Genomic DNA, 16,076 nt, shown 5'->3' with positions numbered 1-16,076 from the left:
TTTCTTTAATATTTTTTACGTTAATTTCTTTTGGCTTTGGTATTAAGCTGAGCTTTCCAGCAAAGCCAAATATCTTTTTCCTTCTTAATCCATCTTTTTATACGACCGTTGCCCAACACGAAGCAAGCCGCTATCGGGAAAGAATGAGATGAGCTTACCTTTTTTGGTTTCGGTCAAAACCTGCGTATTGGAACTATAGACCGCACTCCACTTTTCTACTTCATACTCTCGTTTACCTAGCTTGCCGTCCGTCACCAGATTAAAACCAGTCCTGCGATGGATCACATAATTATTCCCCTTTATAAGTTCAACTTCAAGCGTATCACTTGCGACCGAAAATTCACCACCCGCAGAATTCACATAAGTTCCGGGTATAAAATCCCTGACCTTGTCCGATGAGCACCCCAGCATAATCACAATCAAAAACATGATCATACTTATCATTATCCTAAAATTTTTCATAGTTATTTTGATTTAGTTTTGAGTTCATTTGCGAGTACCGCAATCCCTTTTTGGATAGAGCCATATCGCCTGGCATATTCATGCACCTTTACCTTTTCGCGCTCTTCGGTAGTATAGGCCAAGTACTCTTCCAGCGAAACTTCGGTGCGGTACACTTTGGAAAGTTGACCCCCAATAGAGATAAACACTTCCTTGTATTTTCTCCTTGGATCGTTCGCCTTGTTCATTGAAAGTACCTGCGCTTTTTCCTTTTCGGTCAATCCCAAAAGTTCCTGGATCTGATCGAACTTGTTCTGATACTTTGACTGGTCGAGTAAGATCTTACAATCCGAGTTATTGATGATTGCCTGCTTGACAATCGGAGAGGAAATGATATCTTCTACCTCTTGGGTCACCACGATCGCCTCACCAAAATGCTTACGCACCGTCTTAAAAAGATATTTGATGTATTCGGCCATTCCCTCTTTTGCAATGGCCTTCCAGGCCTCTTCCAGCAAAATCACCTTGCGTACCCCTTTGAGTTTTCTCATCTTGGAAATGAATACCTCCATAATAATTAGCGTAATCACCGGAAACAAAATCGGATGGTCCTTCACCTGGTCCAGCTCAAAGACAATGAACCGCTCAGAAAGCAGGTCCAAGTTTTCGGTGGCATTGAGCAGATAATCAAACTCGCCACCTCGGTAATAGGGAGAAAGAACATACAGGAATCCAGCCATATCAAAGTCTTTTTCCTTGACCTTGGAAGTATCAAGCACCGACTGGTACTGATCTTGCAAAAACTCGTAAAAGGTATTGAAGCAGGGAAAGATATCACCTCGAGATTCCAAATGCTCAAAGTACAAGGTCAAAGCGTTACTCAAAGCAACATACTCCGAGCGCCTAAAACTTTCATCGTCCTTTTTCCAAAGCGCAAGCAAAAGCGTCTTGATGCTCTCCTTTTTTTCGGTATCCATCACATCACCATCAGAGAGATAAAAGGGATTAAAGGCAATCGGCGATTCGACAGAATAGGTAAAATAATAGCCATCTACCAGATCACACAATCCTTTGTAACTATGTCCAACATCTACCAAAACGACATGCGCTCCCTGCTCATAGTAACTGCGGACCAGATGATTGGTGAAAAATGACTTGCCCGAACCAGATGGTCCCAAGATGAACTTATTGCGGTTGGTCGCAAAACCCAAACTGATCGGTTCATCAGAAATATCCACATGCACCGGACGACCAGACAAACGGTCGCCCAAACGGATCCCGAAGGGCGAAACAGAACTCCTATAATTACTTTCCAGATTAAAAAAGCAGGTCGCCTGTTCCAAAAAAGTATCAAATGTATCGTTCATCGGAAAGTCCGCCTCATTGCCTGGCAGTCCCGCAAACCAGATCTGCGCCTGCCCGTCGGTCTCCTGTTTGGCCACTGCATCCATCTGCGCCATGGCAGAAGAAACCAGGTTACGCAAGTCTGCCCGCCCAGCCTCATCATCACTCCAGGCCAGCACATTAAAGTGCGCCTTTACCGGAAGCCTGCCCGAGGCAATCGCCTCGTTGAGAAAATCATTGACCGAATCCCTAGAGATCGCGTTTTCCCTGGAATATCCAGACAAGGATTGCAGGCGAAGTTTCTTCGCCTCCAGCCGCTTCAACGTAGCGGAAGGATCACCCAAAAACACATACTGGTTCAAGATATGGTTACAGGGCAAAAGCTGTCCAAGGGGCGAGGCAAACCCAACAGAAAACTTGGTCCGATCGGTAGAATACTTTTCATAATTGATCCTACTTCCACAAAGCGAAGGCAGATCTTCCACATCAGAAAGCGTATAGAGTTCAAGCGCCTTATCGCCAACTCTGATCCCATCACGCAGATGGATATCACGTATAACCGAAGCCTGACCTTCCTCAAGGAGAAAACAGTAACGCTCCAACACCCCTGGAACATTTGCAGTACCCGCCAATTCATCATCCGAAAGCCGATGCAAAGAGACAAAACCAGAATCCTCCATCACCCTAACAAACTGACCGACCGAATCCAAAAAATCCGAAGCCAAAGATTTTTGGATCACCTGGCCCGGGGCGATGCTCTTGCGCAGAACATTGCTATACACCGAAGAAGACAGTTTCCTGCCCAATGGTTTCTTGGTCAAAAAGATATAGCAACAATGGTCCAAACATTCCCGTTCGTAAAAAAACCTTTCAGAAGACCTGGATAAAAAACTATCCCGCGCCCCATCAAAGTCGGCCTTGTAACTGCCCGCAACAAACCAGTCCTGTTTATGGAATACCGAATGTTGGGGAAGCAATTTGATTGCCTTAATCCATGCCTGATGGTAGCTCTCATAATCACGATCCGATAGCGTAAAGATCTCAGGCAACGAAACCTTAAAGCCAACGGTAATATCTCCCTGACGAGACAAAATGCAGTTGTGCTCAATCTTATAGATCGGCAGAATTTCCCTAGCCTCTTTCATGACCACCTCCCTTCAAAGAAATAAAAATCCGCCTAGAATTGAATCGAATAAACCGTGGCAGACCACGCTTTGCCAAAAACTTGCCAAGGCCATGTTCCCCGAATCGATGCGATAAATGGAAGACGGTAAAGAACAGTGCCGAACCCAAACCCAGCACCAACGGCAGCACCACAAATAAAGAAAGTCCTGAAATATATAGCGCCGCAAATAACACCAATAAAAACACCAGCCCCAAAGCCAGATAAGCAATATATTGAGCCTTCAATCCCTTAAATACAATCGGTTTAGAAACCCCTTTATTGATCTGATATACACTAGCCATAACCAATAAATTAAATCCCAAAGAAAGATTTCAGCACCGTTGCCACTACCACAAGGAAAATGCAGGAACCAAACCAGGCCGCAGCTACCTTACTCGTATCCGGCTCACCAGCATTCCACTTGTTGAACACCTTCACCGCGCCGATTATCCCCACAACTGCACCAATGGCATACATCAAATCGCAACCCGTATCGAAATAGCCCTTCACCTTATTAGTGGCCTCCTGGATTCCCGCATTACCATCCTGCGCAAAGCATATCCCGCAAACCAGCACCAAAACCGAGCATAGCACGATCACCAAAACCCGAAACCCCAACTCTTTTTTTTCAGTTAATCTTTTCATAAAAAATCCTTTTAAATAAAACCTAATACCACAAATTCTCCAGCTCTTCTGCCGAAAGATGGAAAGGCACATGCGAAACGATAAACTCATTGATAGCTGACACATTCGGATGCGCACCGATCTTGCCATAATCCTCCTTCACTTTTTCCAAGAACCTAAAAAAGTCAAGCTTTGAACCTGCTTCGGACTCAAGTTTGCCAAATATCAATTTGAGCTCCTGGATCACGTCTGCCACCAGACCAACCTGCCCATACCTTCCATCCGAACTTCCCGAAAAGGAAAGCTGGCCCATTCCAATTACCGACATCCCATCTGGAATTGCCGATTTCCCCAATAAGGAATCCTGAACATCCAAACCCTTCCCAGACACTGCATCACTGTCATAATCCAAATGCTCTACGCCCTTTTCCCATCGGTGCGGCAACGGCTCTGAACCACCATTTCCCAAAAGTCCAAATACCTCTTTGCGGTAAAAGACCAAGATCACAAAGCAGTACCATAAAAAACTTAACATGAACGAAGCCAGCAGGAACTGCCCCCAAGTAAACTGTTGTAACATATCCTTATATTTTTCCTAAGCGCTGAATTGCCCTTAGCACATCCAAAACTCTGAAGACCCAAAACCGAAATGGGTTTATAACCTGGCATATAAACCCAAAAAGAACTATGAAAAAAGCTAAAACCAACCTAAAGCAACCATCAAATTATTTCGCCCAAGAAGGCACAAACGCATCCGCATCATCTATTCGCTTAGCGACGGCAACCACCATCTCATCCAGAAACTTGGTCTTGGAAACCAGTTTGCGCTGCTTGATCTTGGCAAACCGCTGGAAATAATTGGAAAGGTTCACATGGAATAGCTGCTCGAAAACATCTACCAGATCGGCGATATCTACCTCGCCACCATTGAACTGCCTGGTCTCAAAAACCCCGTAAAGAATTTCGATCAAGTTGCTCGCATCGCCCGTCCATCGCAGTTCCCGGCCTTTCTTGCTCCTGACCTGCTCAGCAACAACGCCATTGATAGGAGCCTGAAGTTCAGACTTGACCCAGCACTCCATACGCTCATAGGCCAAAAATTTTGAAAACAGGTAATCACCTGCCGTGCAAAAAGTAGGGTCAAGTTCAGGAACTCCCAATCCCATTACCCCATTTAGATTGGCACCTCTTAGAAAATAGATAGAATCCATTTCAACAGCTCCAAGGCGGTAATATTGGTACAACATTTCATGTTGGCGGAAAAATCGGGATATAAAAACCAACTGCTGGTTACAATATTCTATATAACCACCCGGTAACACCGGTCTATCCTTTTCAAAACCAAAAACCTCGGTCGCATAAACCAGTTCACTGTAGAACTTGGGCTTGACCAATTTGAAAAATTCAATCTCCTCTTCTACAGAAACAAAACCAAGGTCCAAGACCATTTTTTTAAGCTCGGCAAGTGCACCAGAAACCAGCGACAAATTGTCCTTCAACCTTTGGATAGGGGTAACACCAACTTCTTTCACAGATTCCATTTCAGCTTTTAGCTTCCCCAAAAGCTCCATACTTTTCTCTATTGTCATATTCATCATTTTAAGTTCCGACCTTAATCCTGAGGCATTAAAAAAGAAAGAGCGATAAACTACAAAGCAAAAAAGCCCAATAAAACTTCGCCCATCAAGTGTATGTACCGCACATACACCCCCAAGAAAAATCAGTAGGTTTCTACAAGATTTAGTATATTTGGACTGTTAAAATATTCATAGCGATAGCTATTTTTACTTGTTCTAGAAACCCGCTAAATTTCAAAAGACAAACAAGAAAGAATAGACTGGTCGTCTGCGCTAAAGCGCGGGCACGGTTTATCTTGTTTGTCGGGTTCTTAGCGGGACCTCTAGGGCGGATATGACTTGTGTCCCGCGCTATATCGTTTAAAAAGGTTTCTGTAGGGGGCAACAGGAATACAAGATTATGCAGCCCAAATTAAACGAACATTTATTAAACACTCCAATAGAAAAATTGGAACTCAGCCTGGAACTCAAGCTAGTCTGTGAACTTTATGGGTTTCATACCCTCACCGAACTGTTGCAAAAGCGCACCAGCGACCTTGAAAAACTGGAGGGCTTCACAAAAACCCTGATCTATGAATATGTTTATTTCTTGGGAAGAAATGACTTGGAACACTACATTGATCCATAAAAAAGGGCAATAGCGAACCACCACTATTGCCCCATCCTAAACTAAACAAACGATCTTATAAAAATCTTCGAACGTCTTCCAGCATCTCTACCAGCAGTTTTTCCGTAGCAGAAATCACCGAAAGCTCCTTACCGTACAATTTGCTCTTAATACTTTTACCCGAAAGAACTTCCTGTCCCTTGCTTGAAAAATTATGAGCAATCTTATCGGTAAAAACATCCAGGTTATCTTCCTCATAAACCCCATGATCATATTGAAGCTTTTGCCAAAAGGCAAGTTCCAACACCCGCATCCGGCTTCTGATCTTCATTACATTCAGACCTATTTCGGCAGGTTCTTCCCTCAGCGCCTCGATCTCTGCATCCAGCCACTTCAATATTTCTGCCGAGGTACTCATCTTATCCCTTTCATAGCACATCATGACAAAAAGGCTCAACTGTGAGACACGTTTTCTCGCCTCAAACAGTAAATCACTTCGCTCGATAAACCTTAGCCCCAGCATTTTTTCCTTTAACCGCATCGCAAAAAAGGAGATTAGCGTCACATGGTTTAGGCCTAATTCGATCAGCACATCAATTATCTGGTCTTCGCTTACCGTAACCTTTTCTCCACCAAAAAGCAACCCTTCCAGATGCAGTGCATATTTATTCAGATACCTATAATCACTCCATTTCAAGTTCCGCTTCTCTTCAGAAAACCTTCTAAAAGGAGTAAGCACAATCCTGATCAAAAGCTTATCCATCTTCGCCACACTCAGAACATTTGCAATCTCGATTGCCCTCTTATCAAATTCCACTGACTTTTCCACCACAAAAAGCTTTGGGAGCTTTAGCGAACCGGGGACCATTTCCATTACTGGACCACAAACTTTGTGAATCGTAGCCAGCACGAGCCTTGCTTCCACAAAGAAACTTTCCCTTCCACCATCATAAAAGTTATCGGCTATACCAACCAGACGGTGCAGATTGATCTTCAGGAAATTTTCGATATGGCCACTATCTGTAATAGCCAACAATTGACGGAGCAAAACCTCTTCCACCCGTTTAAGCTCTTCAATCAGCAGCGAAGAAGAGAAATCAACCTTATTTCCTTCCTTGGCTCTTTTAAGGAACTGGCTGGCCAGGTTTTCAAGGCCTTCAAATTCATAGTTCATCTTTTTAGCATTTAGCTCACCTAATTTATGATGTGTCGCCTGCTTCCAGGCCCAAGAAACAATCTGCTCGATGGTTCGAAGTAATTCGTTCCTTTCTTTTTCCACATGGATATTCAATCCACAGACCACGCTTTTATTGGTATTGGAATGCAGCACGATATAATAGATTCCGCCAAGAAGCAATGCCATCACCGCACGGTAATTGATTTCGGTAAACCGGAAGAAGGGATCGGTCATCGAAAGTAGTTTTGCAGCCTCTTTCTCCCTCGCCTCAGAAATACTCCGCAACAGCGGGCTCTCCTCGGAAATCTGCCAAAGGATAATCTTCTGCATTTCCTCATTAGATTCAAAAAACCTAAAGTTCTCCTTCATCACCTCGGCAAACAAACCCTCCATTTCAATCGCATCGGCATCAGAAGAAAGCTTAAACCGCTCAAAGAACGGCGGCCAATAATCCTTCTCCTTGATATATGCTTTTTTTAGGTTCACCAAAGAATCAAAATGGTTTGGGATCGCATTCTTATCCTTCAAGGCCCATTTGGTAATCTGCGCGGCAGTAAGTCCAACAAAACCATGCTCCCGCATAATTTCCGCAACAGCATCCAGCAGTTTCCTTCTGGTCTGTTCACCGCGCTGATTGATCCTTTTCTGTCTTGCCAAAACCTATAGTAGTTTACAACTCATTCTAAAATAAAACCCTAACCAAACCAATACCAACATTTACTACGACTGCACGATCCCTGTTTTTTTGACCACATCCTCCCAGGCATTCAACACCCGATTCAGCATCACATGGGTATGGGTGGCCATTACGCTCATTCTTATCCTGGCATCCTTTTTAGAAACCGCTGGATAATTGATTTGATTGGCATAAATACCAGCCTCCAACAACATCCCACAAATCCTTGCATTTAAATCTACATCACCAATCTTCACCGGAATAATCGCAGAGGAAGTCGGCCCCACATCAAGCCCCAAGGATTGCAGTCCAGTTTTCAAATATTCAATATTGTCCCACAGTTTCTCCATCCACTTTGGCTCCGAATCCACCAGATCGATCGCCTGCAAGATGCATGCAGAAGCAGGTGATAAGGTTGCAGAAAAGATATGCTGACGGGACTGGAACTTCAGGTAGTTAACCAGTTCTTCAGAGGCAACCAGATAACCTCCAACATGGGCAAAAGTCTTTGAAAAAGTACCCGTAATGATATCCACCTCTTTAAAAAGATCAAACTTTTCAATCACTCCGCGACCTGTCTTACCAACTACTCCAGTACCATGCGCATCATCTACAACAAGGTATGCACCATATGATTTTACCAGCTTAACTATTTTATCCAATGGAGCCAAATCACCATCCTGTGAGTACACACCATCCACTACCACAAACCTTGTCCGATACTGACCCGAAGTATTCTTCAGCACATTCTCCAAAGCTTCCAGATTGTTATGCGGAAATGTTTTCACGTTGGTCAATAGACAACCCTCATAAACGGACGTATGTACCGCCATATCCAAGATTGCCAGATCCTCTTTTTTCAAAAGTGCCTGCAGGGAAGATGAATTTGCCGTGTAACCGGTGGTGAAAACAATCGCTGCATCCCGCTTAAAGAACTTGGCAATCTTGTCCTCGATATCCTGATGGAAGGAATAATGTCCACCAATGGCAGGGGAAGCACCGGCACCTGAACCAAACTTCTCAATCCCCGCAATAGCTGCGGCCTTCACCTTATGGTGCTGGGTAAAACCCAAATAATCATTGGAGACCAAACTCACAAACTTCCGGTGCCCATTACCCAAAATATCCAATTCAATTTCAGGCCCGCAACCAGAAAGGTTTTCCTGACGGTAGTTGAACATTCCAGCCCTAGAACGAAAGGCCACGTATTCCTTCCATAAATGAGCCCATTCGTAAGGATCCAATCCAGCGATATTCTCAAAATCCTTAAAACTTGCCTTGGCAAAATCGATGTTGTTGTTCTTGTTCATAACAATTCAGCTTTAATTTGTAATACCGCCAAATTAAAGCTGATTAATGCACCACTAGGTGCGAAAAGCAAAAATTATCCATACACCCCCCCAAAAAATATCAACAAAAAATCGGGAGCTGCCATCCGACAACACTCCCGAAATTAATTAACTATTACTAACTAAAATTAATGAGATCCATAGTTGAAACTCTGAGTATTAATACAAAAATGAAATTAGATGTTAGTTTATCGGGATAATAAAATTTACCTCTCTGGGGGGCATACACTGATGATCATCACAGGCCATAAATTCTATCTTCCCTTTGACAATAGCACGCTTTGATTTCAAAATTATTTTTTGTTTAAAAATTACTTCTTTCTCAAAATAAAATACTTCAATCCCAAAAGTTTTTTCGTATTTTCTAATTGGTATAGGCTCAGCAACTTGACCAACCAACTTATAATTTTCGGATTTAGCAAAATTTAAGCTAGTCCTTAATGGTCCACCATTATTTTGTAGACTTGAATAAATATGCCAATCGTTATCAATGGTTGCCTTTATAAAAATTGTAGCCGTATTACCAGATGTTTTTTTAGCCGCATAAGATATATTCACCGGGATTTCAATTTGAGACCTGCAGTATTCTATTGAACACATCGACAACACAAATAACAATATTAAATTTTTCATAATGTTTGTGTTAAATAAAGTTTATGGAATTATTTTCTCTGAGATAACTATTCTTTCAACCAACCTTGTTTTTTCCACGATATCAAGATCATATTTGATTAAACTTTTTCTCAGGTCATCCAAGGTTATATGTTGCTTACTTAAGATGATTGGCATTATCATATCTATCTTACCTTGATAAAAAGTTTCGTCTAATAAAATTCTATCTTTTAGAAGAGGATTATTTTCATCATCAAATATAGTTGTCCTTATTACTTCACGCATTTCACATCCTTTATATATTCGAAATGCTTTATTCTCGATTAATGTGTCTCTGACATCACGTGTTGTATTTATTGCTTTTAATTTATCAACATTGCTAGTTCTAATTAGCACTAAACATTTTACATCAATTTTCTTGAGTTCACCGAAAGCACCCAACTTATAGCTAAAATACCTGTTGAGATCTTGCAGCATGTATTCTTTTCGTACGGAGTTTGGAGTTTTTTGTGGAAGTATAGATTCATAAGAATAACTCGATTTTTGCAAATCTAGATCAGTAAGCTTATTAAAATCCTTAAATGCTATTGAATAATTTAACGTATCCTTTACAAACAATACAATTTGATTTGTACGATTTGCATTTAAATTAATTTTGTTGAAATACTTTAAATGATCAGAAAAAGCATATTGATAAAGATCAACTAGGCGAAAATTAATTAGAGAATTTCGAATTGTTCCTGCTAAACTGTCAATCCGGTTTTCAAAAATTTTGCCTAATGGGTCAGCAAGATCCGGGGAATAACTTGTTATAATTGAACCTGATTTCAGGATTTCTAATTTTTTGTTAATACCTAAAAAGAATGGCTCTTTCCCATTATAATTTTTATTATAATCTATAAAAGTTACTGCGCGACCCTCAATAACCTCAGAAATCTTATCCATATTATGGCTGTTTATCTGGGAGCCCAGTAATCTAACAATACCCGTTGGATCAACCCAGGCATGGAAAGGTTCCACTAGATGAGGAAATAATTTTAATAGATTTTTTCCAGTTATGCCTTGTATCGAGGGTAGCTTTGGTCTAGGAATAAATTTACCTTTAAAAGACGGAAGGGTATTTTCAAAAAGCTTGTTGATATCCTCATCTGAGTTTACTGAATTCACTAAAATAACTTGAATCTTGTCCTTGAACTTATTTTGTAATTCTTCCATATAAGGAAATGATGCAACACAATCTGGGCAGTAAGTGCTCCAAAAATCAAAAATTACAAGTTTACCTTTTAGGTCCGCAAAGCTTACTACATTCACAGATTTGCTATCCTTAAAATCCAATTTAATATTAGGCATACGATTCCCAATATGTAACTCACTATAATTTGTGAAGAACTTGTTTTGAGCAAACCCAACTGTAATGTTACCAAGTAATAGTATTAATATAATTATTTTTCTCATGTATATTTTCAAATTAAAAACCGCGTGATAACGCGCATAAAAATTAGTTTTGCAAATTATCTTGGGTTTTGAGGCATACCATTAATGCTTACAACATCGTATGGTAGCAAGAAGACCGACCTTAAATCGTTTGGTGCTAGAATTGTCTTAATCCCTTTAATATTTCTAGTAATAGAAATAGAAGCTCCTTCTAAATTGAATCGTCTTATATCAGACCACCGATGCCCTCTAAATATAAGCTCCTTTCTTCTTTCGGTTCTAACTTTACTTAATGCTTCAACTGGACTTGTGGCAATCATTGGCACAAAAGTCCCTATTCTCCACCTTTTTACTAGCAGTGAATTTAAAGTAGCCATAGCAAGATTCGTATTACCATTTTTTGCAGAACATTCCGCCGATATTAATTTCATTTCATCTGTTGCAATACCTAGAAATAGGGCAGAGGCACTCGTGGTGCCATCATAGCTACCTTTAAACTGAAAACTTCCATCCCCATTGCTTAAAAAGTAAATACTTTTTCTGAGATCATTTTGATCATAAGATTTATATAGATCCGGGTCAATCCTAGCTGCATACTGACTTGCTATACCTGACTGAAGTGCTATGCAATAAAACAGTGTTTCTGTGTTGAACCTCGAAATTGGCGCATCAGAATTCGGATCTAATGTATTAAAGTCAATTAATTTATCCGCTAGCATTAAACAGGTATCAGCATATAACCCTGCATTTGTGTAATCTCCCATTGCTAAATAAGTCCTAGCAAGCATGCCGTAAGCTGCAGTTTTGTTTGGCCGTGTAGAGGCAGGTACTGCCGTTTGCAATAAGGGAATGGATTTCTTCAAATCAGACACAATACGATCATAGGTTTCCTTTACAGTAGATCTAAAAATCTTAGTATCTATAGCGCTTTCTGTAACGATTGGTATCCCAAGATCTGTACTCGACGTTGAGGAATATGGCTTACAAAAGATTTGTGCAACATTATAAAATGCAAAAGACCTAAAGAATAAGGCCTGCCCCTTTATGTTATTCACTTCGACTGAATTCACATTTGGCAATCGTTCTAAAATCAGATTTGAAGTTTGCACAGCCTTATATGCAACTCCCCATGCTGAATATCCGGCAGTTAAAGATGAACTATTCCAAATATAATTATCCCTATCCAGTTCATAGGAAGCGTCAAAATCAGCATCTGTAACATAATAATCATCACCTCCTACTACCTGAAGATTTGGATACCTGTCATTCATAATTATGTGCCCATCAAGCATAGCCTGAAAATCGGCAGTCGTAGTAGGCACAACTTGAGCTTTAATAGGTTTTTCTTCTAATAATTTTTTACATGATACTTGTGAAAAAAGTACGCCTAGTAAAAACAAATACATTAAAAATTTACGTTTCATATTAAAATTTTTTAATAACATTTCAATTAATTATAAACTGATATTAATTCCACATGAGAAGCTTTTGGATTGCGGGAATACTGTTGTTAAATAATCTGGATCAAAATTAGACTTAGTTTTTTTCCAAATCATGTAATTCAAGTTTTCAGCTAGTACAAAAACTGTCATACCTCTTATAGTAGATTTATTTTTTCCAAAACCTCCAAAATTATAGGCCAATTTAATGTCCTTTAATCTGATATTATCGCCGCGCTCCACATTTACCTCTGAATTCTGGTAAAATATATCTCTACTTGGATTTGCAGGGTAACGCATTGATGGCACATTAGTTGAATTCTCATCGCCCGTCTTGATCCATCTTTTACTAAATTGATCTGAACCAGCAAGGTTCCAATTTGCAAATAAGCCAGAATAACCTAAACTAGGGGCCCTAAAATAGTAATCAAATTTGTACGTAATATTGGCTGAAACAGAAAAGTTCTTCCATTTAAAAGTGTTTAGAATATTTCCAAAATACAATGGTATAGCAGAGCCATGGTATTTTTGATTCTGAATTGAATCGCTCATCAAAGCATTATAATTTTTACTAATCTGACCTTTTAAATATCCTTGCGGATCGCCATTTAAGGGGTCGAGACCCGCCCATTTGTAACTGTAAATTGCATAGGCCATATTCCCTTCTAACGGAGAAATGGTTGTGCTTCCTACAAACTGGCGAGAGGATACATTTGAGCTGTAGTATTTTGTAACTATAGATTTAGAATAGCTAAAATTAAACATAGTAGACCACTTAAAGACTCCTGTTAAATTCTTTGAATTCAAATTTAAATCAATGCCATTAACACTTAGGTTTGCATAGTTTATATCGACTTGGGTAAAACCCGTAGTTTGGTCTACTAAGGCAGGTGAAATTAAATCCTTGGATCTTTTTGTAAAATAGTCTATTGAGCCATCGATTCTACCTTGAGAAACTGAAAAGTCAATACCCGTATTAAAAGTTCTTACTTCCTCCCATCTCAGATTTGGATTTGATGGAAATTCGATATAAGCTTCTGGATTAGCAGTATAAATACTGTTGTCTGAATTATATCTTATGGTCGGTAATGCAGAAATCGAATTATTAGCATTTCCGGAGTAACCATATGATGTTCTTAGTCTAAGATAAGTTAAAATCTTGGATTGATAGAATTTTTCATTAGAAACGTCCCATCCTGCCCCTAACGACCATAGTGGTTTCCATTTATTATTAGTCTTTACTCCAAAAATATTTGATCCGTCTTTTCTGGCACTCCCATAGAATGAATAACGGTTATCATAAGTATAGGAAACGTTTGCTAATAAAGAAACTAAATTCTTTTTTGCTCCTTCTGATAGTTGGACATTACTGGCAATAATTGCTGAGCCTCCTAATTGAGTTGGATAATAATTCTTAAAATCCATATCAGAAGAATAGGATAATATGTCATCATTATATCCAAATAGACGATGATTATTAAATTTATTGCCGAATTTTGACGTCTCGCCAGCGACAAAACCAGTGATGGTATGTTTGTCGCTAAAATTTTTAGTGTAGGATATTTGTCCTCTTGTATTTTGACTTATTGTATTATCTTCAGATAGATCAACAATATCCCCTAATGGAACTATCCTTGTTAAGGTTCCATCAATATTTATTTGTGTAAAAGTATTTATTAAATCTCTTGTATAAAAAGATTCTTTAGACCTCAAACTTTTTATAGACGCTAATTGATCCGTATATTGATAGTTAAATGAACCAATTAGTCCTTTAGCGAGTTTTAACTTAGCACCAACATTAATTTGATAAAAATTAGAAACAGTACTATTATTCGATAGCCTCATCTCATCAAGAGGTTTATAAGTCCAGTCTAAAAGTCGCGCATTACCTGCCGTATCTACGTAATTGCTTCCATATTGATAGGGAATAGAAAGTGGATTACCAATATCATCTGCCAATCGAGCATATGGGTATAAACCGGTTCTTGAAGCATAGCTACCGGGAGAAATTGGATAGAAAATCCCATTCGATCTAGATTTAGTTCTTGCAAATGATATGTTAGTATTTAATTCAAGAAATTTAAATGGGCTGAAACTAACTTTTGGATTAATTGTATACCTTTCGAAGCCACCATTATCATTCGTATTAGAACGATTATTATCTAATCCAAGTGATAAGGAATAATTCATAGATGGGCCACCACCCTTTAAGTTTAAATAATTTTGAAAATTTATTGCAGATCGGTAAACATATTTATCAAAATCATTTTTTAAATCATTGTTTTTTAGCAAGTTTATTTGATTTTCTGCTTCAGCTCCAGTTATCTGCCCATTTCTTTGTTTCGCTAGCAGTAAAACTACAGGTGATTGTATGTAAAATGCGGGATAGTCAAGTTGACCATTATAATAACCCTTTGAAAATAAATCCTTTTCTAAGTCGATAAATTCAGAATTACTTATTTGTGGAAAGTATGACAGGTTGGGTTTCTCTTCTATATTTATACTAGAATTTGCCGAAACTTGAAGTGGTTGATCATATCTACCACTTTTTGTTGTTATTACGATAACCCCATTACCTGCCCTAGTACCCCAAATAGAAGCTGCAGCTGCATCTTTTAGTACTGTGATATCTTGAATATCGTTGGGATTGATATTCGAAATTTCCCCGGAAAAAGGAAAATTATCTAAAATAATCAGTGGGCTATTATCTGATTTTATAGTGCTTACTCCCCTTATTTGTAAGCGTTGGCGTCCACCTCCAGAGCTCTTTTTATCAAACACTAAACCGTTCGTTATTCCATCAAGTCTGTTGATAAAATTAGTGCTAACTGATCTATTGATTAAGGTGCTATCGATTTTAGTGAAAGACCCAACTGATCTTTCTTTCGAAAGAGTTTGATAACCTGTGTTGACTACCTCAACCTCACTAAGATCACTTGTTAGCACCTCCATCAAAATCGTACCTAAGTCATTTGACGCTTTTATGTCTCTTACTTTATATCCTACGAATGATATTACAATTACCGCCTTCGTATCAACATCAGTCAATAAAAACTCCCCATTCTCATTACTCGAAACAGTTACACCAGTTCCCTTCACCATAACGCTCGCGCCAGCAAGGGGCTTCCCGTTCTCATCCAAAACCCTTCCCCTTACATCAATGGCAGCAAAATAATCGACAATCTTATCAATCAGGTTTTTCTCTACCTCCTTGATCACGATCGTCTTTTGCTCGATGGAATAGGTAAATGGTAACCCAGCAAGCACCTTATCAATCACCTGTTTCAAGGGCACATTGGCAAAATCAACATTTACCACCGTAGAAAGCTTCACCTGCTTGGCTGAAAGGAATATATCATACCCTGTTTGCTTGCGGATTTCCTTGAACACCTTTTCAAGCGGCATTCTGCTCTCTTTAAGGGTTACATTTTGGCCAAAAGTGGCCGCGCTTACCTGCATAAGCGATACAATCATAATGATTACAGTTAGTTTCATGATCAGCAGGATTTTTGGAACGTGGCGATTAGGCCAACAAAAATTTCTAGTATAAATTTTATACATTTGTTTGTCTGGTTAAATTGTTAAAAAACTTGTTCGCACTCGTTATTTTCGGTCTAACAGATTGAAGGCT

At 39.5% G+C, this 16,076-nt stretch carries 12 protein-coding genes; all 12 read right to left on the bottom strand.

The features are described 5' to 3' along the window. Positions 1 to 84: 84 nt before the first annotated feature. The 12 genes from GM921_RS15035 to GM921_RS14980 all read right to left on the bottom strand — a co-directional run bounded on the left by GM921_RS15035 (position 85) and on the right by GM921_RS14980 (position 15,940). The gene (locus tag GM921_RS15035) at positions 85 to 462 is read right to left on the bottom strand and encodes a hypothetical protein (protein ID WP_182923451.1); all 378 of its coding nucleotides are present in this window, start codon (positions 460 to 462) and stop codon (positions 85 to 87) included. A 2-nt stretch (positions 463 to 464) separates the two neighbouring features. Further along, entirely contained in the window at positions 465 to 2,930 is a 2,466-nt protein-coding gene (locus tag GM921_RS15030; RefSeq protein WP_182923450.1) for a TraG family conjugative transposon ATPase, read from the bottom strand. After that, positions 2,917 to 3,252, bottom strand: coding sequence for a DUF4133 domain-containing protein (locus tag GM921_RS15025; RefSeq protein ID WP_182923449.1), 336 nt, complete (start codon positions 3,250 to 3,252; stop codon positions 2,917 to 2,919). Before GM921_RS15025 ends, GM921_RS15030 begins: the two co-directional genes overlap by 14 nt. A gap of 10 nt (positions 3,253 to 3,262) precedes the next feature. Continuing rightward, positions 3,263 to 3,595, bottom strand: coding sequence for a DUF4134 domain-containing protein (locus GM921_RS15020; protein WP_182923448.1), 333 nt, complete (start codon positions 3,593 to 3,595; stop codon positions 3,263 to 3,265). Positions 3,596 to 3,617: 22 nt separating this feature from the next. Then, complete coding sequence (locus GM921_RS15015) at positions 3,618 to 4,154, bottom strand: hypothetical protein (protein ID WP_182923447.1); 537 nt, start codon at positions 4,152 to 4,154, stop codon at positions 3,618 to 3,620. Positions 4,155 to 4,299: 145 nt separating this feature from the next. Continuing rightward, entirely contained in the window at positions 4,300 to 5,163 is an 864-nt protein-coding gene (locus tag GM921_RS15010; protein WP_182923446.1) for an RteC domain-containing protein, read from the bottom strand. 671 nt (positions 5,164 to 5,834) lie between these two features. Continuing rightward, positions 5,835 to 7,592 (bottom strand): TetR/AcrR family transcriptional regulator, encoded by a 1,758-nt coding sequence (locus tag GM921_RS15005; RefSeq protein ID WP_182923445.1) that lies wholly within the window; start codon positions 7,590 to 7,592, stop codon positions 5,835 to 5,837. Between the two features lie 63 nt (positions 7,593 to 7,655). Beyond that, complete coding sequence (locus GM921_RS15000) at positions 7,656 to 8,921, bottom strand: aminotransferase class I/II-fold pyridoxal phosphate-dependent enzyme (protein ID WP_182923444.1); 1,266 nt, start codon at positions 8,919 to 8,921, stop codon at positions 7,656 to 7,658. 222 nt (positions 8,922 to 9,143) lie between these two features. Next, complete coding sequence (locus tag GM921_RS14995; RefSeq protein WP_182923443.1) at positions 9,144 to 9,593, bottom strand: protein-disulfide reductase DsbD domain-containing protein; 450 nt, start codon at positions 9,591 to 9,593, stop codon at positions 9,144 to 9,146. 21 nt (positions 9,594 to 9,614) lie between these two features. After that, entirely contained in the window at positions 9,615 to 11,027 is a 1,413-nt protein-coding gene (locus GM921_RS14990) for a TlpA family protein disulfide reductase (protein WP_182923442.1), read from the bottom strand. Positions 11,028 to 11,083: 56 nt separating this feature from the next. Continuing rightward, the gene (locus GM921_RS14985; protein ID WP_182923441.1) at positions 11,084 to 12,451 is read right to left on the bottom strand and encodes a RagB/SusD family nutrient uptake outer membrane protein; all 1,368 of its coding nucleotides are present in this window, start codon (positions 12,449 to 12,451) and stop codon (positions 11,084 to 11,086) included. Positions 12,452 to 12,460: 9 nt separating this feature from the next. After that, positions 12,461 to 15,940, bottom strand: coding sequence for a SusC/RagA family TonB-linked outer membrane protein (locus GM921_RS14980; protein ID WP_182923440.1), 3,480 nt, complete (start codon positions 15,938 to 15,940; stop codon positions 12,461 to 12,463). Positions 15,941 to 16,076: the final 136 nt, after the last annotated feature.

It is taken from the genome of Pedobacter planticolens, assembly GCF_014172375.1.
Lineage (GTDB): Bacteria > Bacteroidota > Bacteroidia > Sphingobacteriales > Sphingobacteriaceae > Pedobacter > Pedobacter planticolens.
This window is presented reverse-complemented; position numbering and strand designations above follow the sequence as displayed.